Genomic DNA, 24,347 nt, shown 5'->3' with positions numbered 1-24,347 from the left:
CATTTAAGGAGGTGAAATAAAATTACTAAGAATAGAATGCATGAAAATTTAGAGTTAACAACTAAAGGAGGAAATAAAATGAAAAAGACAAGAAAGTTATTGAAAAACCAAAAGGGTTTAACCTTAATTGAACTTTTAGCCGTTATCGTAATTTTAGCCATAGTTGCAGCAATCGCAGTACCAGCTGTGGGAAATATAATTAATAATTCTAGGGACAAGGCAATTCTATCTGAAGCTTCCAGTATTTTGGCTGGAGCAAAGTTAGCAGCAGCTGAAGGTGTATGTGATCCCTTAGCGACGCCTTCAACTTGTGATCAAACAAATTTAAATGAGAATTATGTTGAGGGTATCACAGATGGAGAAACTACAACAAGTTATTCTGTTTCAAAAACTGAAAGTGGTCCTTGGTCAGTTACCTATAGTAAATTCTCAGAAATTAAGAATACAGAAAAATTTCCTGTATCTTCAAATACTGTAACAGAAACAGTTTTAAATCAACTGTTAGAGAAGTAGGTTTTAAAAGTACAGCAGACGTTAATCACTCTGCTGTACTATTATCTTAAGAATTAATCTCTCCTTTGAGCAAATGAAGTCATTCGTTTGTTGAAACGTGAAATTAATCATACTTACGCAAGACCATGGAGGATTGACCAAATTGTTCAATAAAAAAAAGAAACGTTTTGTCGTTTTAGACATAAATGAATATGTTATCAGAGCCATTGTCATGAGTACTTCAAATGTGAGTGAAGGAGAGGTTTTTGAGTCTAGTATACCACCTGGAATTATTGATGGAGATGTCATTAAAGATGAAATGGCTTTGTTTGAATTATTAAAAGAGCTGATCCAAAAATGGGGGATAAAAAAGGCCGATGTTCGTTTTTTTGTTCCAGATAGCTCTATTATGATGAAGACATTTGAGCATCCGGGAGACATGGAATCCTCTAGGTTAAAAGGATATGTGGAAATGGAGCTTGGCCGTACAATACATCTTCCCTTTACGCAACCTCTTATAGATGTGTACGATGATACACCGAACGATGGAGAAGCTACACTTTTTGCAGCTCCCTCTGAGGAAGTGACTAAAATGGCAGGCATTTTAGATGATTTGTCTTTGCATCCAACTCATGCAGATATAAAAGCCCTCTCAACTATTCGCTTTTTGGATAAAAGTAAAAGTTTTGTAACAGGTAAGATTTATCTAATTACTGATTGGTCGATTAACGGTATAAATATTTCTATTTATACTCCTGGTAAGCTTGAATTTTTACGCTACCAATCGATAGAAACCTCAATGCTAGATTGGAAACCTAGAGAGCATACGGAGCAAAATCTAGAATTTTATTTTGAAGGTGACTTGGAAGAATATCGTGCTCAGCTGATCGATCAGATTGCAGAAATTGACCGTATATTAAACTTCTATCGTTTTTCTTTATATAAAGGAGAAAAAGAAGTAAATGAAATTATTATTTTAGGTGATTCTCCGGAAATGGATTATATTGTTTCGCAAATGCGTGCTAATTATGATACTCCTATTCGATTTGTAGATGATAATAATGTTCAAGCGATTTATCCAAATCTGAAAGCAAAATATATTTCTCTTATCGGACTTGTACATAAGGAGGCATTATAATGGTTCCTGAAATTAATTTATTGCCTCCAATAGAAAGACGAAAATCTAGTAATCTTATAGTGATTATAGGAGCTATCTTAGTAGGGTTACTCTTAATTTTTCTATGCATTCAATACTTTTCTTTAAAGAGTGATTTGAAATCTTTGAGTAGTAAGGAAACAGAGATTTCTGTGGAAAGGGACTTGCTGAGCTCTGAGGTTGATGCAATGGGAACAGGAAATCAAGGAAGTCTTTCTTCTTCCGTTACCTTTGTAGAGAGTGTTTCATACCCTATAAGTCCTTTAATAGATGAAATTCAATCCTTACTAGTAGTAAATACTTATTTGCGTAATTATGAGTTTAATGAAGAAGGAGTTTTACTAAAGGCAGATTTTGAGACAATGAATGAGATATCTGCTTTTATTGAAAAGCTGTTAAATAGCCCTTATTTCCATGATGTTAAGGTTGAAAAACTTTCTAGCTTTGAGCCCTTAGGAGAACAGGATACGGAAAGTGAAACGATTGACTTTGATGCTCAATGGAGAAATTCTGTGATTTTATATTTAGAAATCGAGAATGTTTATTTACGAGAAGGGGGTCCCCAAAAGTGAATGAATTAGTAAGTAATAAACAGACAGGATATCTTCTGTTAGTTGCTCTAGTAGCAGTATTACTCGGTGCCTTATACTTTTTTCTCATCAATCCATTGAAGGAAGAAAAGGAATCTAAAGAAGTTATTATCAGCAATGTCCGTAATGAAATAGACTTGCTTAGTACGCAGCTAAATACATCGGTAGTGGAGGAAGAAAATACTTTTCTTTTAGAAAAAAAAGTTCCTCTTACACGTGAACTAGATAGGCTTGTTCAATCAATTGAAAAAGTTGAACTAATTAGCGAGGCAAGGATAGCGTCGATTGATTTTAATAATTATGATGAAATCGTGGCAGATTCTTCATTGGCAACTACTGAAACAGAGGTACCTTCAAATGAACCAGTTATAACAGAGGAGGAACTTTTAGATGGAGAGTTAGCGCCTGATACACCAGTCTCGCCAGTAGCTAATACTACACTCCCACCCCAATTAAAGTTAATCACATTTAAAATTACGGTGTGGGCGAAGGACTATGATCACCTAAGTACATTTATCAAAGAGATTGAAAGCTTAGAGCGTATTTATCGGATAGATGAAATTGAATTTTCACTAGCTGGAGAAGAAGAACTCTATGATAGAGATACTCAGGAGGCTGTAAGTGCAACTATTCAAGTCACCACATTCTATTATGGGGATGAATAATTTTACCTTCTTCTTGTTTAAATCTTATCTTCTCTCATTTTAATAGATAATAAAGCATGGATTGGAAGAATATATATGTCGATATCTCAAGTGTGTATTTATATAGCTGTATATATCCTTCCGGCCCTATTTTTGTTTGGTTTAGCATGTGTCGTAATGTCCCGGCAGTCAAGGCGGCTGGAAAATAGATTGGTAGCTGCCATTTTGACAACCTACAGTATCTTTTTTTTCATCGAGTTCTTTCGGCATCTTCTCCCCATTGAATATAGCTCTCCAATATCGGGGGTTGTTTTTAGCCTTATTGGTTTGTTAATAGTGGGGTTCTCCTTTCATTTGTATATCCATGTTGCCAACATACAAAAGCGGTTACATAAGTTTGGTTATCCATTTATCTTTTATTTCCCTCTTTTATTGATGCTGGTTGTTCAAGTTCTTTTATGGGGAGAGCTTCCTTCTTTTATACATGAGCATAAAGGTATTTGGTATGTGCCTGTATTTAACGGTGTATATTACACCATGTTGACCTTTTCAGGTATCTTGAATATCTCGATGTTAGTAATTTTATTACTCGGGTTGCGTAAGGCGAAGAATATACAGCGACACAAAATGTTACATTTCTTGATAGTTTGCACGGTATTATCTCTTACAATAAAGATTGGGCTGGGATATCCAAATTTTGGAGAGTATATACCACCTTATCCGTTTCTCTACGAAGGAATCGTATTTTCTGTTTTTATCGCATTTTCCTTCCTGCATAATGATTTGTTACCGAATATATCGAGGCGTTACCGAACACTGTTCGATATTAGTCCTATTCCTATCATAATTGTAGATGGAAACTTAGATATATTAGAGATTAATAAACAAGGCAGATTCCTCCTTAATATGAGTGATAGTATAGATAAGAACTTGCTGAAATATGCTCAGACGGATCATAACAAAAATGTAGTTCGGAGGCTAATTTACGAACTTCAACAAACAGGAACGCTTCGAGATTACCCCTTAGCATTAGATAATCTATTTATGGATGGAATCTTACATTTTTCTATAGATGCTAAGTATGTAGTCACGGGTAAGGAAAGAACATACTACGCTATGCTTCGAGATGTAACTAGCGAGGTTGAAAAGGAAAAGATGATTATGCATATGGCCTACCATGATGTGCTTACGGATTTGCATAATCGGGCATTTTTTGTCACTCATATTAACAAGAGACTCATAGAGTTATCAAGAAGACCATCAATTGAGGCATATTTTATTTTGCTAGATTTAAATCATTTTAAAACGATTAATGATAGCTTTGGTCACAATATTGGGGATCAGGTGCTCCAATATACTGCGGAATTATTAAAAGATGCAGTAAGTGAAAGAGATTTAATAGCACGTTTTGGTGGCGATGAATTTGTATTATTTTTAGACAATTTTCCATCGCGTGATGTATTTGACGCTTGGCTCTTGAGATTGCGTAGAACATTTAGCGAAAATAAATTTACATATAATAATATTCAGATTGAGATAACACCAAGTATCGGAGTATCCTTTTGCCCCGATCAAGGAGTAACTTTTGAGGATCTTTTTCACGAAGCTGACTTGAATATGTACGAAGATAAAGAAAGCTTAAAAAGCAGGAAATAGGGTGTTTGGATGGAAATAGTAATTGCAGTGTTGATTTTTGTATATGGATTGATTTTTGGCTCCTTTTACAATGTGGTTGGTCTAAGAGTACCTAAGGGTGAGTCTATTGTTCGGCCACCTTCTCATTGCACTATATGTAATAGAAATTTAACAGCAAGAGACTTAGTGCCTGTATTTTCTTATGTCTTTTTGAAGGGGAAATGTCGAGGTTGTGGAACTAAAATCCATTGGGTATACCCTGTTATTGAGCTTTCTACTGGCCTATTTTTTACCTTTGCTTATATTCAGCTTGGTTTTACATGGGAATTGCTTGTTGCTCTTTTGTTTATTTCGTTATTAATAATTATCACCGTTTCAGATATCGCGTATATGCTTATACCGGATAAAATCCTTTTGTTCTTTTTAATACCATTGGTGATTGGTAGGTTTTTTTCACCTTTAACCCCGTGGTGGGATAGCATTGTTGGAGCGGTCATTGGGTTCGGGATTTTATTTTTAATCGCTATTGTGTCGAAAGGAGGAATGGGCGGTGGTGATATTAAGCTGTTTTTCGTCATCGGCCTTGTGTTAGGAACAACTCCTACTTTAGTGACATTATTTTTAGCCTCTATTATTGGAACTGTGGTTGGGGTTATCACGCTTCGAATCTCTAAGCAAGGTAGAAAAACACCTATTCCATTTGGACCGTCTATTGCAGTTGCCGCTATTATTTCTTATTTTTATGCAGAGTCAATTGTCGATTGGTATATCAATTTGTTTTTTTAACTCGATAAATTTTAAGGACAGGCCGACAAAGGTCTTGTCCTTTTTTATATGGTGAATGGTAAAGTGGTCAAAAAGAGGTGATTGTATGCCATTTAGAAAAAAAAATCCTAAAAAAATGGTTTTGCTGGCAGGATTACAAGGACTTGTTATAGGTGTGGTAGGTGTTTTATTGTTTGGTTTATTTTTGAATATGGCTAACGATCGAAAGTTAGAGGGAGAGGGAAAAGAAAAGAACGAAACAGAGACCCCAGTAACCGGAAAGGAAAATGCACCCGAGGGAGATAAGATAGATGTATCTGCAAATCCATCGCTGACTTTCAAGGCTAGGCAATATGGAATGTTTTCCACGAAAGAAAGTGCAATTTCCTTTATGGCAGTTGAGCCATCCTTAGAAAGAGCAGGAATAGTTCAAGCAGAGGGACAGTTTTACATTTGGAGTGATTTATATGTGAATGAAGCTTCAGCAGTAAGTTCAGAGGCATTGCCTTCATTTGTAAAGAATTTCTATGTATCTACTAGTGCGTGTGAGAATCCAAAAGTTAAAAATTTAATGACTCTATTAACAGAAGAAAACTTATCTAAAAATTTTTTTGATTCTATTGCAAGCAAGGATAAATATCCTGAAGACCTAGCAACAATCGTGCAAGCGGTAACAACGTTTTCAGACAATCCTTCAGTCATCCGACTGCATGTTTTTACACATTATTTGGAACAAAATAATTGTGTAAAATTAAGTTTTTAAGCCTGAAAACAGTTCAAAATGAAATAGTCGCGTTTTATATACAATTTTCATTTTCTCCATTATTTTGTATGCTTAGAAAAAGGAGGAGATACAATGAAAGTTATTGCAAACAATAAAATTATATTAGCTAGTGAGTCACCGAGAAGAAAGGAGCTTTTCTCTCGATTAGGAGTGCCTTTTGAGGTGAAGGCGTCAGGTATAAAGGAGGAAATCGAAGGGGAATTACCACCAGAGGAATTTGCTCTAGCAATTGCTACAAAAAAAGCTGATGAAATAGTACAACGAAATAAGGAAGCAATTGTGATTGCAGCAGACACAACAGTTTACTTAGGAGAAACGTTATTATCTAAGCCTGTAGATAATAATCAGGCGAGAGAGTTTCTTCGGGCTCTGTCCGGCAAAGAGCATAGGGTAATTACAGGTGTGTCTATTCGCGGAGCAGGTCTGTCAATCGGCTTTGCAGAAACGACAACCGTTACATTTTATGAGCTGACAGATGATCAAATTGATGCTTATGTTGCTACAGGAGATTCTCTTGATAAAGCGGGGGCTTATGGGATTCAGACGCTGGGTGGGATGTTTGTAGAAAAGATTAATGGAGACTACAATAATGTGGTAGGTCTACCACTCAGCCGATTGTTCCATACACTTCTTACTTTAAACGTTATCCAAATAGATAAGGAGGATTTTCTATGACTGTAAATACTCCCCCTTCTTTGATGATTAGGGATGTACATATTGCCGATAGGCCTAGAGAAAGATTGATCAGACAGGGTGCAGAAAGCTTATCTAACCAAGAACTGCTAGCCATCTTGCTTCGTACAGGAACGAAGCAAGAGTCTGTTCTACACCTAGCCAATCGTGTACTTGGTTTTTTTGAACAAATTCAAGAATTAAAAAATGCTACGATGGAAGAAATGATGACAGTTAAAGGCATAGGCCAGGCAAAGGCTGTTCAGTTATTAGCGGCAGTTGAACTAGGAAAAAGATTGTCTCAGCAAAAAACAAATGAAAAGTTTACTATTAGGTCCCCGAAAGATGCAGCCACTTATTTGATGCCCGAGATGGCCTCCCTCACTCAAGAACACTTCGTAACTTTGTTTCTAAATGTCAAAAACCAAATATTACACAAGCAAACCATTTTCATCGGCTCATTAAATGCTTCCATTGTTCATCCAAGGGAAATATTTCGAGAAGCGGTAAAACGTTCAGCCGCCTCCATTATTTGTGCACACAACCATCCTTCAGGTAACCCGTCTCCTTCGACAGAAGACATCGATGTGACTAAGCGTCTCATGGAGGCTGGAAGGCTGATGGGCATTGAACTTCTTGACCATGTAATCATTGGAGATCATCAATTTATCAGCTTAAAAGAAAAGGGGTATATGTGACACTGTGCATTTTCCTTTCTTTCCGTTATAATAAGTGTTATTACTTAAAGAATAAGTGAAACTTGTTTGGGATAGAAAGGGAGTAAAAAATAGTGTTTGGATTTGGATCAAGAGACGTAGGAATAGACTTAGGAACAGCGAATACGCTTGTTTTCATTAAGGGGAAGGGCATTGTATTAAGAGAGCCCTCCGTTGTAGCTAAAAACGTACAAAATGGTGATATTGTAGCAGTAGGTAATGATGCTAAAAACATGATTGGCCGTACTCCTGGTTCTATAGTGGCGATTCGCCCAATGAAGGATGGGGTTATCGCTGACTTTGATACTACATCTGCAATGATAGAATACTACTTAAAAAATGCGATGAAGGCATCTGGAATGTCTTGGAGTAAGCCAAATGTCATGATTTGTGTTCCTTTTGGCATCACTTCTGTAGAACAACGTGCAGTTATTGATGCTGCAAAGCAAGCTGGAGCTCGTGAAGCTCTAACAATCGAAGAGCCGTTCGCTGCTGCGATTGGTGCTAATTTGCCAGTTTGGGAACCTACGGGAAGTATGGTCGTTGATATAGGTGGGGGAACTACAGAAGTTGCTGTTATTTCTCTAGGCGGTGTTGTTACTAGTGAATCTGTACGTGTTGGCGGAGACGCAATGGACCAAGCAATCACTAGCTATGTACGTAAAACTTATAATTTAACGATTGGTGAACGTACTGCTGAAGCTATTAAAATGGAAATCGGTTCTGCACGTGTGATGGAAGCAGAAGAAATGATGGATATTCGCGGACGTGATTTAGTAACAGGCTTACCAAAAACTATTGAAATTTCCTCCAAGGAAATTGCTAGTGCTTTACGCGAATCAATTGCTTCAATTATCGATGGAGTGAAAAAAACGTTGGAACAGACTCCTCCAGAATTATCTGCGGACGTTATGGAGCGTGGAATCATGCTAACTGGTGGTGGAGCATTGCTACGTAACTTAGACAAGGTAATTAGCGATCAAACGAATATGCCTGTATTTATAGCTGAAAATCCGTTAGATTGTGTTGCAATTGGGACTGGTAAAGCGTTAGATCATATGGGATTATTAAAACGTCAACAAACAAAAGGTTAAGGGGAAGTGAGATATGCCACAGTTTTTTTCAAATAAGCGATTAATCTTGCTACTTGTAGGGATGATTTTTCTTGTGGCACTCATCAGCTTTTCTTTGCGCGATCGAAATCATGCATCATTGCCAGAGCAATTGATCAAAGATGTAGTCGGTTTTGGACAAACAATGTTTTCCAAGCCGACTCAGTATGTTTCTGGTATTTTTAATAATGTAGATTCTTTACTCAATACATATGATGAAAACCAAAGATTGAAAGCAAGATTAGAAGATTATGCCTCCTTACAAGCAGATGTTAATTCCTTAAAACTTGACAATGAAAGATTACAAGAAATTCTAGACAAAAAGGACGATCTACGAGACTTCAATCCGATCCAATCGACGGTAATTGCTCGTAATCCCGATCAGTGGGAAGAAAAAATTATTATCAATAAAGGGGAAATTCATGGTGTCCAGCCTAATATGGCTGTGATGACTGCCAAAGGCCTTATAGGTAAAGTAATTTTAACTACTCCTTACACGTCAACCGTTGAACTTATGTCTACTCAAAATCCTAATTACCGGGTCTCAGCAGTTATTGCTAGCGAAGAGGGAGAGGTTTTTGGACTAATCGAGGGATATGATGAAACTAGAAAAGAATTAATACTGAAAAGAATTGATTCAGAGTTTAAAGTGGAAAAAGGGCAAAAAGTTACTACTTCAGGTTTAGGTGGAATATTCCCGAAAGGAATCATAATAGGTGAGGTGACTGAGGTTACCACCGATGATTACGGTTTAACAAAACTTGCTTATATTAAACCTTCGGCAAGCTTCTCTATATTGGAACATGTAATCATTGCTAAGCGTTCTATCAATCCGGTAGACGGTTCGGATGGTGACAATACAGAGGCTGACTTGACGGAAGAGGCAGGGGATGGCTCATGATAAGATATCTAGTAGTGATCATTTCGGTTCTATTATTTTATATGGAACCGATTTTTGGTCTTTTCTCACCGATTGAGCTGAACGATCAACTTTATACATTAGTTCCAAGATTTTTAATCATATACTTGATTTTTGTTTCCATTTATTACAATAGAAAAAGAGCAATGTTATATGGTTTATTGTTTGGCCTCTTGTATGATGTCTTTTTCATTGATATTATTGGATTATATTCTTTTATTTACCCTCTAATGTGTTTAGTGGCAAGCTTTATCGTAAAATTTATCCATCAACATCTGATAGTAGCTACACTTCTCTCATTAGTTTTGGTGGCAGTAGTAGAAACCTTACTGTTCTTTTTCTACACGGCCATCGGTATTAAATTCATGACATTTACAACTTTCTATCAACATAATCTCATCCCAACGATGATTGCGAATCTCATTTTTATTTTGATGTTCGGGTGGGCTTTTAAATATATTCTTCTATATCGGTTTAATCAAAAAGCATTACTTCTTCAAAAATAATTGTTTTTGGTTGACAGTAGATCTGAGGTGACTTGATTGACAAAAAAGCAGTTAATATCGATTAAAGGGACGAAAGAGGGCCTTGTATTACGTTTAGACGATCAGTGTTCATACACAGAACTTTTAGAAGAATTAACGAAAAAGGTTTCTGATGAAGGTTTTGAAGGCCAGGCAGAAGTACTCTTACAACTTGGATATCGATATTGTAATGACGAGCAGGCAAAAGAAATTATCAACTGTGTTCAACAAACAGAGCATCTTCGCGTTTCGAAAATACAGAGCGAGGTTATGGCTGTTGAAGAATGTAATAGAAGATTAATAGAAAATCAATCAGAGACTTACGTCGGAATAGTACGTTCTGGACAAGTTATCAAAGCAGAAGGTGACCTCGTTGTCATAGGGGATGTCAATCCGAATGGACGAGTAGTTGCAGGCGGTAATGTGTTTGTACTTGGACGATTAAAAGGAATCGCGCATGCTGGTTCAAATGGTAACAGAGAGGCTGTCATCGCAGCATCATGGCTAGAGGCAACCCATCTAATAATTGATAGTGTTATAGAAACGATGACAGATGAGTTAAGTGTCTTATCTGAGCAGCCTGAAATGGAATGTGCTTATTTACATACTAATGGCTCTATAGCTATCGATCGCTTACAGGAGCTAAGATTAATAAGACCAAATCTATCAACATTTAAAGGAGGAAGCTAATGTGGGAGAAGCAATCGTAATAACTTCAGGTAAGGGAGGAGTCGGTAAAACGACGACCACTGCTAACCTTGGTACTGCATTGGCTTTGCAAGGTAAGAAAGTTTGTTTAATGGACACAGACATAGGTCTAAGAAACTTAGACGTAGTTCTTGGACTAGAAAATAGAATTATTTATGATTTAGTAGACGTAGTAGAGGGCCGCTGTAAAATACATCAGGCGCTTGTAAAAGATAAGCGTTTTGAGGACAAGCTATACCTGTTGCCAGCAGCACAAACTACGGATAAAAATGCAGTGACACCAGAGCAAATGAAAAATCTTGTAACAGAACTAAAAAGAGATTATGATTATGTTCTCATTGATTGCCCTGCTGGTATTGAGCAAGGGTACAAAAATGCTATTGCCGGAGCAGATAAAGCAATTGTTGTCACTACACCAGAAATTTCGGCAGTGCGTGACGCAGATCGAATTATTGGACTGTTAGAGCAAGAGGATTCCATCGATCCACCAAAATTAATCATCAATCGTATCCGTCAGCATTTAATGCAAAGTGGGGATGCTTTAGATATTAACGAAATCACTACACATTTATCCATAGACTTACTAGGAATTATAGCTGATGATGAGAATGTCATTACCTCATCTAATAAGGGCGAGCCTGTAGTAATGGATCCTTCCAACCGCGCAGCGCTTGGATACAGAAACATAGCTAGACGAATTCTAGGAGAATCCGTTCCGTTAATGTCAATGGATACACCTAAAAAAGGCGTCATTTCGAAGATAAAATCAATTTTTTCTAAATAAAAAATGACTAAGCTATTTATAAAGATTATATAAGGCACTTTCTGTTCGATTTGAACAGAGAGTGCCTTATTTACATTATCTATTTTTTATTTTTGTGTTACCTTGTCACTTCAAATGAATCTGTTGGGTTAAATATAGTCCAGGCTGTTGTTATGTTCTTTGATTTCAAACTTTCAAGAAAAAATACCCTTACCTCTTTTATTCATGAAATGGGACAGATAGTCATATATTTTTTTAGGGGGAATGTTATGCTATCGAAAAAAAAATGGATGCTTGCAATTCTATTAGTATTTCTATTCATCGTTATGGACAAATTTGAAAAAAACGATGTGCTATCTACAAACTATTCAAATACACTTTTAGCACCTCAAAAGCCGACGGAAATTTATCAAAAAGTTAGGGAATGGATTACCCCAAATGAAGACGTGGTGACGGTTAGTGCACCCCTTTTAGAACATCCAATGCTTGAGTACAGTACCATCCAACCATATGGTCAAGGAGCAGTGCTTTCAATCAGTGCTTCCCAAAAAATTGGTGCTTCTGAAAATGGTTTAATTATATTTACCGGCTATACGAAAAAAACTGGGAAGACTATTTCTATTCTATATGACAATGGAGAAACGGTTACTTATGGATTTGTGGAAGAATTCTATCAGCTACCATATACAACCGTAAATGCGGGAGACATATTTGCATCAGTAAAAAGAGATATTCTGTATGTTCAAGTAGAGAAGGATGGAGAAACTTTAGAGACAACGGATATTGTCGACTGGCTTGCAACAAATTATGAAGAGTAGGCTTTTCAGAATTCATCCTATTATGATTCCCTTTCTTTTATTTTTTTACCTTTCTGGTGAGATTGCAGTGTATGCAATTGTTTTTGGATCCTTAATCATTCATGAGCTAGGCCACCTAGTTGCGGCAAAAGCAGTTGGAGGAAGGGTTACGTCCTGTACTATACTTCCCTATGGTGGGGAGATAAAGATTGAGCAATTTGGAAAGTGGGGAAAAAGAGAACAGCTTATAGTTATTTTAGGAGGACCTTTCTTTACTTTGGTGGTTCTACTGGTAAGTAAGGTAGTCGATTTTCCACAAGTAGAGCTGTTAACCTATACTCAGCTAGTTATTCTTTGCTTAAATCTACTTCCGATATATCCTCTTGACGGAGGGCGAGTAATTAATTCATTATTTCCAAACCTTTATATCGAGTTAATCAGTTTTTCCTTATTGATCAGTTTGCTAATTTTTTATACAAGTTTGTACTATTTTCCTAAAGGATTATTTGTCTCGCTAATCTTTTTATTTATAGCATTACAAAATTTATCTTTTTGGAGATTTAGAAGGTACAAGCTAGCATTTGATCGTATTACGAAAAATGCTTGACTCGATTTTTTATATGTGTTAACATTTTAATGTTATTGTTTGTAGCAGCACCCGTTGCTACAACCGCTCTGAAAAGGTTTTAAGTATTCAGTCTACTGAATCACCTTTTGGAAGGCGAGTCTTAGTCTAAGAGGAGGTGCAGGTAAATGTACGCAATTATTGAAACTGGTGGTAAACAAATCAAAGTTGAACAAGGGCAAGAAATCTACATTGAAAAATTAGATGTAAATGCTGATGAAGTTGTAACTTTTGATAAAGTATTATTCGTAGGTGGAAATGATGTTAAAGTTGGTGCTCCATTCGTGGAAGGTGCTAAAGTTACAGCGAAAGTTGTAAAAAACGGCAAAGCTAAAAAAATCATCGTTTTCAAATACAAAGCTAAAAAGAACTATCGTAAAAAACAAGGTCACCGTCAACCATACACTAAATTAGTAGTAGAATCTATTAGCTTATAATATGATTAAAGTGACTGTTACAAGAGATCAATCAGGTCTTATTCATTCCTTTGAAATGAAGGGACATGCTGATTTTGCCGAGCATGGGAAGGATTTAGTATGTGCTGGTGCTACTGCTGTATCGTTTGGTGCAGTAAATGCCATCATCTCACTTACAAAAATTACACCTATTATTAAGCAAAAGGGTGACGGAGGGTATTTATACGTTGAAGTACCTAGCATTGAAAGCTCTGAAAAAGCTGCGAGTATGCAGTTGATATTGGAGTCAATGATTGTATCTTTACAAACGATTGAGCAAGATTACGCTAAGTATATAAAAATAACCTTCAAAAAGTAGGAGGTGGAACATATGTTAAGATTAGATCTTCAGTTTTTCGCATCGAAAAAAGGAGTAGGTTCGACTAAAAATGGTCGTGACTCTCAATCGAAACGTCTTGGCGCTAAACGTGCTGATGGACAATTCGTATCAGGCGGATCAATTTTATTCCGTCAACGCGGTACAAAAATTCACCCAGGTGAAAACGTTGGCCGTGGTGGAGATGACACACTTTTCGCGAAAGTTGACGGTGTAGTACGCTTTGAGCGTTTCGGCCGCGACAAGAAAAAAGTAAGTGTATATCCTGTAGCTCAAGAAGCTTAATTTACAAATAAGAGGACTGCATTTATGCAGTCCTTTTTTATTTTTAAAAATAGTTAAAAAGTATTCTTCGTTCTACGCAAAATAATTCCTTTCCTGTTATACTAGAAAGGATAGTAAACGTTGGAGCGTGTATACTAATATGAATCCTAAAAATATATCAATTAATGAAGTACTTCGTCATTCTATGCATGATTATTTAAACAATATGCATTTGATTCAAATGAATTTGGATATGGGTAGACAAGAAGAGGCTAAGCAATTAATTCGTATGTATTCACAGAAGTGCGCTCAATTCTTCGATTTAAACAACATAGGATTGTTAAAGACGAATGAATGGCTGCAGACGTTTCCGATAACGTATGGTCATATGACATTAGAGGTCCAAACAACTATAGAAAAATACGGTGCCAAAAAGTATGACACTGCTTTAAATGGTATATTGGATCAATTTGTACAATCTATTTATCCACGACTACAAGGATATCAGGAACAAATACTAAAAGTTCATATCAGTTCGACTGAATTACTAGAGATTTTAATTGAGGTTCAAGGAGATTGGACTCCTTATTCTTGGATAGACGATTCAGGAAATGAATTATTTAACATGGAAAGACTAAGCAACAGAGAAGGAAACCTGCAATTTAAGTTGGTTGCAAAGGAAAGATTGGAGTGAAATAAATGTTTGTCGATCACGTTAAGGTGTATGTAAAAGGCGGTGACGGCGGAGATGGTATGGTTGGTTTCCGTCGAGAAAAGTATGTCCCAATGGGTGGCCCCGCTGGTGGTGACGGAGGTAATGGTGGAGATGTAGTCTTTGAAGTAGATGAGGGACTGCGCACACTAATGGACTTCCGATATAAACGTCATTTTAAAGCAAATCGTGGAGTTCACGGTGGAAGTAAAAATATGCACGGAGCAAATGCGGATGATTTAATCGTAAAAGTTCCTCCTGGCACAATAGTTATGAATGAAGAAACTGGACAAGTTATTGCAGACCTTGTAGAGCATGGACAACAAGCAGTTATTGCCAAAGGTGGTCGTGGAGGACGTGGGAATTCACGTTTTGCAACTCCAGCAAATCCAGCACCAGAGCTTTCTGAAAAAGGTGAGCCAGGTAATGAATTAAATGTAACATTAGAGTTAAAGGTTTTAGCGGACGTTGGACTTGTTGGATTCCCAAGTGTAGGTAAGTCTACATTATTATCTGTAGTATCAGCAGCTAAACCTAAAATTGCTTCTTATCACTTTACAACAATTGTACCGAACTTAGGCTTGGTTGAAACGGAAGATCATCGAAGCTTTGTAATGGCAGATCTACCAGGGCTTATCGAAGGAGCACATGAAGGCGTTGGACTAGGACATCAATTCCTTCGTCATATAGAGCGCACGAGAGTTATTGTTCATGTCATTGATATGTCTGGCATGGAAGGCCGCGAACCTTACGAGGACTACGTTACAATCAATGAAGAGTTAAAACAATATAATCTTCGTTTAACAGAAAGACCACAGATTATTGTAGCAAATAAAATGGATATGCCAGAGGCAGAAGAAAACCTTGAGCTATTTAAAGAGAAAGTAGGGAAGGATGTAAAGATATTCCCTATCTCAGCTGTATCTCGTCAAGGCTTGCAAGAATTACTATTTGCAATAGCAGATATTTTAGAAGATGCACCTGAATATCCATTAGAGCACATGCAAGAAGAAGAGACAGAGACATCTGTAATGTACAAACATGAGGCTTCTAAGGATGACTTTGTTATCTCAAGAGACGATGACGGGGCATTTGTATTATCTGGCGGAACTGTAGAAAGATTGTTTAAAATGACTGATTTCAGTCGAGAAGACTCTATTCGTAGATTCTCTAGACAGTTACGTGGTATGGGTATCGACGATGCACTTCGTGAACGTGGAGCGAAGGACGGAGATACTGTACGATTACTACAATTCGAGTTTGAATTTATCGAATAGGAGGAAGGGAACCGCATGAAGGATGTTACAAGCCAGCGCTTTTATCTTGTTAGAGAAGATGTGCTGACAGAAGCAATGCAAAAAACTTTAGAAGCAAAGCATCTTCTTCAATCGGGGAAAGTTTCCTCGATTTGGGATGCAGTGAAAGAAGTAGATTTGTCTCGTAGTGCTTTTTATAAATATCGTGACGCGGTTTTTCCGTTCCATTCGATTGTACAAGAAAGAATCTTAACTGTTTTTTTACAGCTAGAAGATCGAGAAGGAACGCTTGCGCGACTACTTTCCTTAGTGGCAGATTCTACATGCAATGTATTGACGATTCACCAGACAATTCCAATTCAAGGAAGAGCTAGTGTCACGTTATCATTGGATGTGACTGCCATGAATAAGGAATTGGACGAGTTTATAAACGAAATGAAGCGACTAGACTTTGTAGAATCAGCAGAGGTAATTAGCTCTGGTGCTTTGTAAGGAGTGTATGGTTTTGACAAATTTACAGATTGCCTACCTTGGACCGGAGGCTTCTTTTACTCACTTAGCAACACAGGCGTTATTTCCAACAGATTGTTTACTACCAATACGAACAATTCCAGAGTGTATTGAAATGGTTAGTAACGGACAGGTTGAGGTGGCAGTTGTTCCACTTGAAAATGCTTTAGAGGGCACCGTGCCTTTAACGATAGATTATTTATTTCATGAAGCTGAAGTAAACGTAATTGCAGAAATTTTGTCACCGATTGCTCAGCATTTGATGGTTCATCCAAATAATATGGAAAAATGGGAAAAAATCTCAACCATTTATTCCCATCCACATGCATTGGCTCAATGCCACAAATATTTATACTATCGATTTGGTAAGGTGCCTTTAGAGCAATCTTCCTCAACTGCAGCAGCAGCAAAGTATGTTTCGGAACGAGCAGATGAATGTATTGCTGCAATCGCAAATACATCCGCAGCAGCTGAATATGATTTAAAAATCGTTGAACATAATATTCATGATTTTCATTTTAACCATACTCGGTTCTTCGTGCTTTCGAAAAAGAAAAGATGTATAGAAACCAAAGGACATAATGGACAGGTTAAAACTACTGTAATGATCACACTACCAAAAGATGATCGATCAGGAGCTCTTCATCAAGTCCTTTCTGTATTTGCATGGCGTCAGCTTAACTTGAGTAAAATCGAATCTCGACCTTTAAAAACCGGACTCGGACAATATTTTTTCATCATAGACGTGCTCGAAGATGAGAAAGCTCCAATGATGATAGGGGCAATTGAAGAGTTGAAGGCTTTAGGTTGTGAGGTTAAATCACTTGGCTCCTATTATACATACGAAACAAAAGCGGAAGTACCCGCTGAATAAATTACCCTTTATTTAATAGACCAGAAATTTTATATGTTAAGAATGCCATGAACTCTCTGTTCATGGCATTCTTGTTTAATACACAAAAAAATGTTGGATATTGCTCTTTGCGAATAGAATGCGGCAAAGTAACCAACGAAATATTCATGAAAAGTATACGTATCAATCAAGTAAGTATAGATTTTCAAATGTTGAGGTTTCATTTTTCAAAAATAAAAAGCCCCTAAACCAAACTAATTTAGAAACTTTACTGTGTTCTTAATTGTTTTAAGGCAAAAATATAGTGGGCACTTTAAGAGGCTTCAACTACCCTTTAATTTTGCTCATCCATTATATACCCTTTTTTTCGAATAGCCTCTATTCCTCTTTCTAATATCTCCTCACTTGGGGCAGATAACCGATGAATGTGAACCCCTGAAGTTAGCTCTAGTAAAAAGGAAGCTTCTGTTTCTCGTACTTTTTTTAAAAATAATTCCACATCATGTCGATTGGAAACCATAATAGATGAGGTAATTTCGCCGTATACTGGGTGTTCTACAGTTACATTTTCTACTGTAACGCCAGCATCTACTAATGTTAATAACTCCTCCTCAGTCTCCTCTGATTTATGGATACATACTACGCTTTTTTGGACAGAACCAAAGTCTTCGCGGTTAGGTAATAAAATGTACCCTTGGTTAGTAGACATAATAGGATGATTGGTGGCCTTCAGCAGGGTAATATCGTTTACTATTACCTGTCTACTCACATTTGCTAATTTAGCAAGCTCAGAACCTTTAATAGGTTGGTCTTGTTCCTTGAGATAAGAACAGATCCAAGTTCTACGCTCTGCCCCTTTTAATTTTTTCATAAGTAAATTCCTCCAACCTTGCATAACAGTATAGTTGCTATTCATAAGTTTATCATGAAGGGAACTATCAATGTTTTAAAATCTGTGACCAATTTTTGTTGTTACACATATTTTAAGGTGAAGGAAGGAGGAAGACTGTGCAAATTCATATTGTTAAAAAGGGTGATACCCTTTGGAAAATATCAAGAGAGTATGGAGTTTCTTTTGATGATTTAAAAAAGATAAATGCTCATTTAGCTAATCCCGAATATATTGTACCAGGAATGAAAATCTTCATACCAGAAGCAAGGAAGACAGAAAGTATGGTACATCCTTATGGGGAGAATCGCCCAAACAAGAAGGGGATGATGGGTGATGGAACAGCTCAGCCATACGATGGCAACCTTAAACAAATTCAAAAGGCTCAGCCAATACCAAAAGCGCAACCAATTCCAAAAGCTGCCCCTACACCAAAAGCTGCCCCTATACCAAAAGCCCAACCTGCACAACCAATGCCACCAATTCAGCCAAGTGTACCTGCTCCAAAAGAAAAAATTATACAAAAGTCGATACCTGTCCCCGTACCTGTACCAATCCCGATAATAGTACATGAAACTAAACCAGCACCGCAACCAAAACCAGTACCAGTACCAAAACCAGTTCCTGTGCCACAACCAGCGCCAAAGCCAGTACCTCAAGCAAAACCGGAGGTAAAACCGCAGCCTAAGCCCGTACAACCAATTCAAATTCAACCAGTTCAGCCTAAGCTAATACCTGTTCCATGTCCACCAATGCAGCATCCTATTATGTACCCTGTGCCTTGCCCGCCAATGCCTTGTCCACCTATGCCATGTCCGCCGGATCCATGTGCACACGTTCACCCGATGCATTATATGCAGCAAAATCAACCAATGGCTATTCAACCAACCCATTTTGCTCCAATGCAAATGATGCCATCGCCAGAATATGAAATGCCTTCACCAAATAGTTGGATGCTTATCGAATCTTCCAATATAGATGTAGAAGAACAGGTAGAGTACAGTGTTATGCCTAGTCATCCTCGTATGCCGGCTGTAGAGACTCTAGAGACGCAGATGACAGAAATGATGGTGGAGGAACCTTCTTCTGCTCTAGAAATGGCTAACGAGTATATGCAAAATGATCATTTTCAGCAATATCAACAGCAGAATGTTCAACAGGCATACATTCAACCACATTTTGAGCAAACCCCATGTGCATCATGTGGAGATTCACATATGAACTATGCTCAGCCACAAATGTATAGTCATAATCCGTATCACGGTGGTTATCCTTGCCCTCCACAACCATATTATCAACATGTATATCCGTGTCCACCATATCCGCATCAGCACTTTTAAATGTGGATACTTATATAAAGCAGATAAAGAAAAATGTATGGAAGTGGAAAAACGAAGATGGTGTTTTTTCTGTAAAAAAATACACTTCGGGAGAGCAAGCTGCAAAAATTCGTTATATCCATGAGGAGCTATATCGATTAGAAAAACCTTTTGTCTTACCTATAATTCCTTCAACACAGCAGGATTATATAATTCAGCCGTGGTTTAAAAATAATCGAACAGTGAGTTATAAAGACAAAAAGGATAGATCTGAGACTTATTCTTTACTTAAGAGAATGCATAGCACTAGAAAAAAGATTGAATGGGAGAAGAGTAATTTACTTTATCCTTTTAATTTAATTTCTAAGTGGCAAACTAGATTTCTAAAAGTAGATGAAATAGCTCCTTTTATAGAATCCTATATTGGTTTTAATAAGACAAAATTGCTAGTGCAATATGGGGATATGGCACTTCAAAACATTCGACCATTTAGTATGAAGAATCCGACACTATTGCATGGGGATGTCGTACATCATAACTTTTTAGCAAATGACTTTACTTATAAAATAATTGATTTTGACTTGGCGGTGTTAGGACCTAAGGAGACGGAGTACATCCTTTGGATTCACCGGGTTTTGCCTGAAATGGAGTATGATCTTGAATTGTTCCTAAACGAGTTTCCTGAGTTAGAGAAAATTATTGCAAAATATAAAGAAGCAATCATGTACCCAAATGAATTGTATAGAGAATGGTTGTATGCGTTTGCCTTGCCCGGCGAGAGGAAACAAAAGTTTATTAACCAGCTTATTCCGTATACGAACAAAGCTTTAACAAATTGGCCTAGTTTATGCTATAATTTAAGTCAGCTATAATAGTTTAATGGAGGATGGTCGCTCAAGCTATGGGCGGCCCTCTTTGTTTGATATGCTATAATGATTGTATGGAAATGGTGGGAAGCAAAGTATGTATGATTACATAAAAGGGCAGGTCACTAGAGTGACTCCTGAATATGTTGTTTTAGAGCAACAGGGCATTGGCTATCAATTGTTTACGCCAAACCCATATGCATTTAGAAAAAGTGAAGAGATAATACAAGTTTTTACTTATCTTCATATTAGAGAAGATGCTCAGCAGTTAATGGGTTTTCCTACACTTGCACAGAGAGAGCTGTTCCGAAAGTTAATACTTGTTTCTGGTATAGGTCCTAAGGGAGCACTTGCAATACTTGCAAGTGGAGAGCCTACTCATGTAATTCAAGCAATAGAAAGGGAAGATGAATCATTTTTAGTTAAATTCCCTGGAGTAGGTAAAAAAACAGCAAGACAAATGATATTAGACTTAAAAGGAAAGCTAAATGACTTAATCGATATTGAGTTAATGGAATTCGATGATGACGAACCTGGCCTATTTGTTGAAAATGAATCGGATCATGAATTGGAAGAAGCTATTCTAGCTCTAACAGCACTAGGATACTCTGAACGGGAGCTTTCAAAAATACGCCCATTACTTAAGTCAAATAATGATTTACATACAACGGACGAATTTATGAAAAAAGGATTGCAGCTATTATTTTCAGGTAAATAAGAAAGGAGGGGCTTTGAATGACAGAACGTGTGATTTCCAGTGATGTTTCTCCATATGATGAGCCATTTGAGCAATCACTTCGTCCACAGTTATTATCACAATATATTGGACAGGATAAAATAAAGCATAACCTGAGTATTTTTATCGAAGCGGCAAAAATGAGAAATGAGAGTCTGGATCATTGTCTTCTATATGGACCTCCTGGACTTGGTAAAACTACACTTGCCGCAGTTATCGCAAACGAAATGGATGTACAAATGCGGATGACAAGCGGTCCAGCTATTGAGCGACCGGGTGATTTAGCTGCGATAGTTAGTTCGCTTGAGCCGGGCGATGTACTATTCATCGATGAGATTCATCGATTAAATCGTTCTATTGAAGAAGTACTTTATCCTGCTATGGAAGATTTTTGCTTAGACATCGTTGTAGGGAAAGGGCCGGCTGCCAGAAGTGTACGCTTAGATCTACCACCTTTTACATTAGTGGGAGCAACGACAAGAGCAGGTGCATTATCTGCTCCGCTCCGTGACAGGTTTGGAGTACTGCTTCGTTTAGATTACTACGATGAAGAGGCGCTAACTGCGATTGTTGTAAGAAGTGCAGAGCTATTTAACGCTACAATCGATCATGAATCTGCGGGAGAAATTGCTCGTCGCTCAAGAGGGACTCCTCGTATTGCCAATCGTTTGCTAAAACGGGTGAGGGATTATGCGCAAGTTAGAGGAAATGGTAAAATTACTTTAAGTATTGCGAAAGATGCATTAGAGTTATTACAAGTGGATCCACTAGGTTTGGATCATATAGATCATAAACTCATGAACGCAATGATTGAGCGTTTTAGAGGTGGTCCAGTTGGATTAGATACGATTGCAGCTAGCATAGGAGAAGAATCTACTACAATAGAGGATGTATATGAGCCATATTTAATGCAAATTGGTTTTATTCAACGATCTCCACGTGGAAGAATTGTGACTCCACTAGCATATGAACACTTAGGAATACCATTGCCAACTGATACAAACAACTAAAAAAGGAAGTACTTATTAATGAGAGTAGAAGATTTTGATTTTGAATTACCAGAAGAGTTAATTGCACAAACACCATTAGCTGATCGCACGAGTAGTAAACTTTTAATAACGGACTATCCAAATAATAAGCTTGAACACAAAAGCTTTGCCATGATTATTGATGAATTGAATGAGGGTGATTGCCTAGTTTTAAATGATACGAAGGTTATGCCGGCTCGTTTAATGGGCGTCAAAGAGGACACAGGAGCAAATATTGAAGTACTATTATTGACTCAAATGGAGGGTGATGAGTGGGAAACACTTGTCAAACCAGCAAAACGAGTAAAAATTGGTACAAAAATTGTATTTGGAGAAGGCTTGTTGACAGCTGTATGTACAGGTTTAAAGGATCACGGAGGAAGAATTTTCCGTTTTGAATATGATGGAGTATTTTTTGAGGTATTGGACAAGCTTGGAGAAATGCCACTACCACCTTATATCCATGAAAAGCTAGATGATAAGGATCGTTATCAAACAGTTTACGCAAAGGAACAGGGTTCAGCAGCAGCACCAACAGCTGGACTTCATTTTACAACGGAATTATTGGAAGCAATAAAAGAAAAAGGTGTTAACATTGCTTTTGTGACACTTCATGTTGGTTTGGGCACATTCCGACCAGTAAGTGTGGATTCCATTGATGATCATGAAATGCATGCGGAATTTTACCGTATCACAAAGGAAACAGCAGATTTAATCAATGGAGTGAAGGCAGCTGGTGGAAAGATCGTTGCGGTGGGTACAACTTCCACTAGAACACTTGAAACTGTTGCTACTAGATTTAATGGTATTCTTCAAGAGGATAGTGGTTGGACATCTATATTCATTTATCCAGGCTATGAATTTAAATGTATTGATGGAATGATCACTAACTTCCATTTACCAAAGTCTACCCTTGTAATGCTAGTGAGTGCTTTAACATCAAAAGAATTTATACTATCTGCATACCAAGAAGCTATCGAGCAACGTTATCGTTTCTTTAGCTTTGGAGATGCGATGTTCATAAAAGGAAGGAATTATTAAATGGCAGCAATTACGTATGAGTTAATAAAAAAAGATAAACAAACAGGTGCTCGTCTTGGTATTGTACACACTCCACATGGATCGTTTGAAACACCGACATTTATGCCGGTTGGTACACAAGCTACTGTTAAAACAATGGCGCCCGAAGATATCAAAGAAATGGATGCGGGTATCATCTTAAGCAATACTTATCATCTATGGCTTCGTCCTGGCCACGATATTATTCGTGAAGCTGGTGGTTTGCACAAATTTATGAATTGGGACCGTGCAATTTTAACAGATTCAGGGGGCTTCCAAGTATTTAGTTTAAGCGATATGCGCAAAATAGAAGAAGAAGGGGTACATTTCCGTAATCACTTAAATGGGGACAAGCTATTTTTAAGCCCAGAAAAGTCAATGGAGATTCAAAATGCACTAGGTTCGGACATTATGATGGCTTTTGATGAGTGTCCGCCTTATCCAGCTACCTTTGAATACATGAAAGCTTCAGTAGAGCGTACATCTCGTTGGGCAGAGCGTTGCTTAACTGCACATACGAATACCGAAAAACAGGGCTTATTTGGTATTATTCAAGGTGGAGAATATGAGGAGCTTCGTAAACAATCTGCTAAAGACTTAGTGTCATTAGACTTCCCGGGATATGCGATTGGTGGATTGTCTGTAGGTGAACCAAAGGATGTCATGAACCGTGTTCTTGATTTTACTACTCCTTTAATGCCTGAGGACAAGCCTCGATACTTAATGGGAGTCGGTTCACCAGACTCACTTATTGACGGCTCTATTCGTGGAGTGGATATGTTTGACTGTGTATTACCAACCCGAATTGCTCGTAATGGTACTTTCTTTACACATAAAGGACGTCTAGTAATTAAGGGAGCAAAATTTGCTCGAGATTTTGGCCCAATAGATGAGAAGTGCGATTGCTATACTTGTAAAAACTATTCTCGAGCATACATTCGTCATTTATTTAAAGCAGATGAAACCTTTGGATTGCGTTTAGCTTCTTATCATAATCTACATTTTTTAATGAAATTAATGGAGAATGTTCGCCAGGCAATTAGAGAAGATAGACTGCTTGATTTTAAAGAAGAGTTTTTTGAAGAGTATGGGTACAACAAACCAAATGCAAAAAACTTCTGATTCTTGTATACTGTATAAAGAGGAAAAGGAGGGGAAATA

At 37.4% G+C, this 24,347-nt stretch carries 30 protein-coding genes and 1 other annotated feature; of the genes, 29 read left to right on the top strand and 1 reads right to left on the bottom strand.

The annotated features are described in order from the left end of the window. The first annotated feature begins 78 nt into the window (after nucleotides 1–78). The 23 genes from MHB55_RS12755 to pheA all read left to right on the top strand — a co-directional run bounded on the left by MHB55_RS12755 (nucleotide 79) and on the right by pheA (nucleotide 17,310). Nucleotides 79–513, top strand: a complete 435-nt coding sequence (locus MHB55_RS12755; RefSeq protein WP_340863379.1) for a prepilin-type N-terminal cleavage/methylation domain-containing protein — start codon at nucleotides 79–81, stop codon at nucleotides 511–513. Nucleotides 514–655: 142 nt separating this feature from the next. Next, nucleotides 656–1,630 carry a type IV pilus biogenesis protein PilM gene (gene pilM / locus MHB55_RS12750; protein WP_340863378.1) on the top strand — a complete coding sequence of 325 codons (975 nt, stop codon included), beginning with the start codon at nucleotides 656–658 and terminating at the stop codon, nucleotides 1,628–1,630. Further along, nucleotides 1,630–2,220: a PilN domain-containing protein gene (locus tag MHB55_RS12745; protein WP_340863377.1), complete on the top strand. Its 591-nt coding sequence runs from the start codon at nucleotides 1,630–1,632 to the stop codon at nucleotides 2,218–2,220. Before pilM ends, MHB55_RS12745 begins: the two co-directional genes overlap by 1 nt. After that, nucleotides 2,217–2,903, top strand: a complete 687-nt coding sequence (locus MHB55_RS12740) for a potassium transporter (protein ID WP_340863376.1) — start codon at nucleotides 2,217–2,219, stop codon at nucleotides 2,901–2,903. Before MHB55_RS12745 ends, MHB55_RS12740 begins: the two co-directional genes overlap by 4 nt. A gap of 75 nt (nucleotides 2,904–2,978) precedes the next feature. Continuing rightward, nucleotides 2,979–4,538 carry a sensor domain-containing diguanylate cyclase gene (locus MHB55_RS12735; protein ID WP_340844536.1) on the top strand — a complete coding sequence of 520 codons (1,560 nt, stop codon included), beginning with the start codon at nucleotides 2,979–2,981 and terminating at the stop codon, nucleotides 4,536–4,538. Between the two features lie 9 nt (nucleotides 4,539–4,547). Further along, nucleotides 4,548–5,303 carry a prepilin peptidase gene (locus MHB55_RS12730; protein WP_144535703.1) on the top strand — a complete coding sequence of 252 codons (756 nt, stop codon included), beginning with the start codon at nucleotides 4,548–4,550 and terminating at the stop codon, nucleotides 5,301–5,303. Between the two features lie 85 nt (nucleotides 5,304–5,388). Further along, nucleotides 5,389–6,045 (top strand): hypothetical protein, encoded by a 657-nt coding sequence (locus MHB55_RS12725; protein WP_340844534.1) that lies wholly within the window; start codon nucleotides 5,389–5,391, stop codon nucleotides 6,043–6,045. A 93-nt stretch (nucleotides 6,046–6,138) separates the two neighbouring features. Beyond that, nucleotides 6,139–6,741 (top strand): Maf family protein, encoded by a 603-nt coding sequence (locus tag MHB55_RS12720; protein ID WP_144535707.1) that lies wholly within the window; start codon nucleotides 6,139–6,141, stop codon nucleotides 6,739–6,741. Beyond that, on the top strand, nucleotides 6,738–7,436 hold the full coding sequence (radC, locus tag MHB55_RS12715) for a RadC family protein (protein ID WP_144535708.1): 699 nt from the start codon (nucleotides 6,738–6,740) through the stop codon (nucleotides 7,434–7,436). Before MHB55_RS12720 ends, radC begins: the two co-directional genes overlap by 4 nt. 92 nt (nucleotides 7,437–7,528) lie before the next feature. Further along, entirely contained in the window at nucleotides 7,529–8,548 is a 1,020-nt protein-coding gene (locus MHB55_RS12710) for a rod shape-determining protein (RefSeq protein WP_144535710.1), read from the top strand. A 13-nt stretch (nucleotides 8,549–8,561) separates the two neighbouring features. Then, the gene (mreC, locus tag MHB55_RS12705; protein WP_144535712.1) at nucleotides 8,562–9,467 is read left to right on the top strand and encodes a rod shape-determining protein MreC; all 906 of its coding nucleotides are present in this window, start codon (nucleotides 8,562–8,564) and stop codon (nucleotides 9,465–9,467) included. Then, nucleotides 9,464–9,991: a rod shape-determining protein MreD gene (gene mreD, locus MHB55_RS12700; protein ID WP_151109332.1), complete on the top strand. Its 528-nt coding sequence runs from the start codon at nucleotides 9,464–9,466 to the stop codon at nucleotides 9,989–9,991. The genes mreC and mreD overlap by 4 nt, the downstream gene beginning before the upstream one ends. A gap of 36 nt (nucleotides 9,992–10,027) precedes the next feature. After that, on the top strand, nucleotides 10,028–10,699 hold the full coding sequence (gene minC / locus MHB55_RS12695; protein ID WP_144535716.1) for a septum site-determining protein MinC: 672 nt from the start codon (nucleotides 10,028–10,030) through the stop codon (nucleotides 10,697–10,699). 1 nt (nucleotide 10,700) lies between these two features. Further along, complete coding sequence (gene minD / locus MHB55_RS12690; protein ID WP_144535718.1) at nucleotides 10,701–11,501, top strand: septum site-determining protein MinD; 801 nt, start codon at nucleotides 10,701–10,703, stop codon at nucleotides 11,499–11,501. 248 nt (nucleotides 11,502–11,749) lie between these two features. Continuing rightward, a complete protein-coding gene (locus MHB55_RS12685; protein WP_195761994.1) occupies nucleotides 11,750–12,298 on the top strand; it encodes a hypothetical protein in 549 nt (182 codons plus the stop codon). 67 nt (nucleotides 12,299–12,365) lie between these two features. Then, complete coding sequence (locus MHB55_RS12680; protein WP_154310585.1) at nucleotides 12,366–12,884, top strand: metalloprotease; 519 nt, start codon at nucleotides 12,366–12,368, stop codon at nucleotides 12,882–12,884. Between the two features lie 51 nt (nucleotides 12,885–12,935). Beyond that, nucleotides 12,936–13,016: a sequence feature (ribosomal protein L21 leader region), on the top strand. Between the two features lie 14 nt (nucleotides 13,017–13,030). Continuing rightward, the gene (gene rplU / locus MHB55_RS12675) at nucleotides 13,031–13,339 is read left to right on the top strand and encodes a 50S ribosomal protein L21 (protein WP_142538629.1); all 309 of its coding nucleotides are present in this window, start codon (nucleotides 13,031–13,033) and stop codon (nucleotides 13,337–13,339) included. 1 nt (nucleotide 13,340) lies between these two features. Then, nucleotides 13,341–13,676: a ribosomal-processing cysteine protease Prp gene (locus MHB55_RS12670; protein ID WP_144535724.1), complete on the top strand. Its 336-nt coding sequence runs from the start codon at nucleotides 13,341–13,343 to the stop codon at nucleotides 13,674–13,676. Nucleotides 13,677–13,688: 12 nt separating this feature from the next. Further along, the gene (gene rpmA, locus MHB55_RS12665) at nucleotides 13,689–13,979 is read left to right on the top strand and encodes a 50S ribosomal protein L27 (RefSeq protein ID WP_144535725.1); all 291 of its coding nucleotides are present in this window, start codon (nucleotides 13,689–13,691) and stop codon (nucleotides 13,977–13,979) included. Between the two features lie 139 nt (nucleotides 13,980–14,118). Further along, nucleotides 14,119–14,652 (top strand): Spo0B domain-containing protein, encoded by a 534-nt coding sequence (locus MHB55_RS12660; RefSeq protein WP_151109340.1) that lies wholly within the window; start codon nucleotides 14,119–14,121, stop codon nucleotides 14,650–14,652. Nucleotides 14,653–14,657: 5 nt separating this feature from the next. Continuing rightward, nucleotides 14,658–15,947 carry a GTPase ObgE gene (gene obgE / locus MHB55_RS12655; RefSeq protein ID WP_154310587.1) on the top strand — a complete coding sequence of 430 codons (1,290 nt, stop codon included), beginning with the start codon at nucleotides 14,658–14,660 and terminating at the stop codon, nucleotides 15,945–15,947. 15 nt (nucleotides 15,948–15,962) lie between these two features. Continuing rightward, a complete protein-coding gene (locus MHB55_RS12650; RefSeq protein ID WP_144535730.1) occupies nucleotides 15,963–16,418 on the top strand; it encodes an ACT domain-containing protein in 456 nt (151 codons plus the stop codon). Nucleotides 16,419–16,431: 13 nt separating this feature from the next. Beyond that, nucleotides 16,432–17,310 carry a prephenate dehydratase gene (pheA, locus tag MHB55_RS12645; protein ID WP_340863375.1) on the top strand — a complete coding sequence of 293 codons (879 nt, stop codon included), beginning with the start codon at nucleotides 16,432–16,434 and terminating at the stop codon, nucleotides 17,308–17,310. 313 nt (nucleotides 17,311–17,623) lie between these two features. On the opposite strand, the gene MHB55_RS12640 is transcribed toward pheA, so the two are convergent. Continuing rightward, entirely contained in the window at nucleotides 17,624–18,160 is a 537-nt protein-coding gene (locus tag MHB55_RS12640) for a transcription repressor NadR (RefSeq protein WP_154310589.1), read from the bottom strand. Nucleotides 18,161–18,297: 137 nt separating this feature from the next. Here MHB55_RS12640 and MHB55_RS12635 point away from each other — a divergent pair, with 137 nt between their 5' ends. The 6 genes from MHB55_RS12635 (at nucleotide 18,298) to tgt (ending at nucleotide 24,308) form a co-directional block, all read left to right on the top strand. Continuing rightward, nucleotides 18,298–19,518, top strand: a complete 1,221-nt coding sequence (locus MHB55_RS12635; protein ID WP_340863374.1) for a LysM peptidoglycan-binding domain-containing protein — start codon at nucleotides 18,298–18,300, stop codon at nucleotides 19,516–19,518. 2 nt (nucleotides 19,519–19,520) lie between these two features. Next, the gene (locus MHB55_RS12630) at nucleotides 19,521–20,369 is read left to right on the top strand and encodes a hypothetical protein (RefSeq protein WP_154310591.1); all 849 of its coding nucleotides are present in this window, start codon (nucleotides 19,521–19,523) and stop codon (nucleotides 20,367–20,369) included. A gap of 91 nt (nucleotides 20,370–20,460) precedes the next feature. Beyond that, the gene (ruvA, locus tag MHB55_RS12625) at nucleotides 20,461–21,081 is read left to right on the top strand and encodes a Holliday junction branch migration protein RuvA (RefSeq protein ID WP_340863373.1); all 621 of its coding nucleotides are present in this window, start codon (nucleotides 20,461–20,463) and stop codon (nucleotides 21,079–21,081) included. A 17-nt stretch (nucleotides 21,082–21,098) separates the two neighbouring features. Next, on the top strand, nucleotides 21,099–22,109 hold the full coding sequence (gene ruvB, locus MHB55_RS12620; RefSeq protein WP_151109350.1) for a Holliday junction branch migration DNA helicase RuvB: 1,011 nt from the start codon (nucleotides 21,099–21,101) through the stop codon (nucleotides 22,107–22,109). Nucleotides 22,110–22,127: 18 nt separating this feature from the next. Then, nucleotides 22,128–23,168 carry a tRNA preQ1(34) S-adenosylmethionine ribosyltransferase-isomerase QueA gene (gene queA, locus MHB55_RS12615; RefSeq protein ID WP_151109352.1) on the top strand — a complete coding sequence of 347 codons (1,041 nt, stop codon included), beginning with the start codon at nucleotides 22,128–22,130 and terminating at the stop codon, nucleotides 23,166–23,168. Further along, complete coding sequence (tgt, locus tag MHB55_RS12610; protein WP_151109354.1) at nucleotides 23,169–24,308, top strand: tRNA guanosine(34) transglycosylase Tgt; 1,140 nt, start codon at nucleotides 23,169–23,171, stop codon at nucleotides 24,306–24,308. Nucleotides 24,309–24,347: the final 39 nt, after the last annotated feature.

The sequence above is a fragment of the Psychrobacillus sp. FSL K6-1267 genome (genome assembly GCF_038003265.1).
GTDB classification, from domain to species: Bacteria; Bacillota; Bacilli; order Bacillales_A; family Planococcaceae; genus Psychrobacillus; species Psychrobacillus faecigallinarum.
The sequence above is the reverse complement of the archived record's forward strand: the minus strand, read 5'-3'. Positions and strand labels throughout refer to the sequence as shown.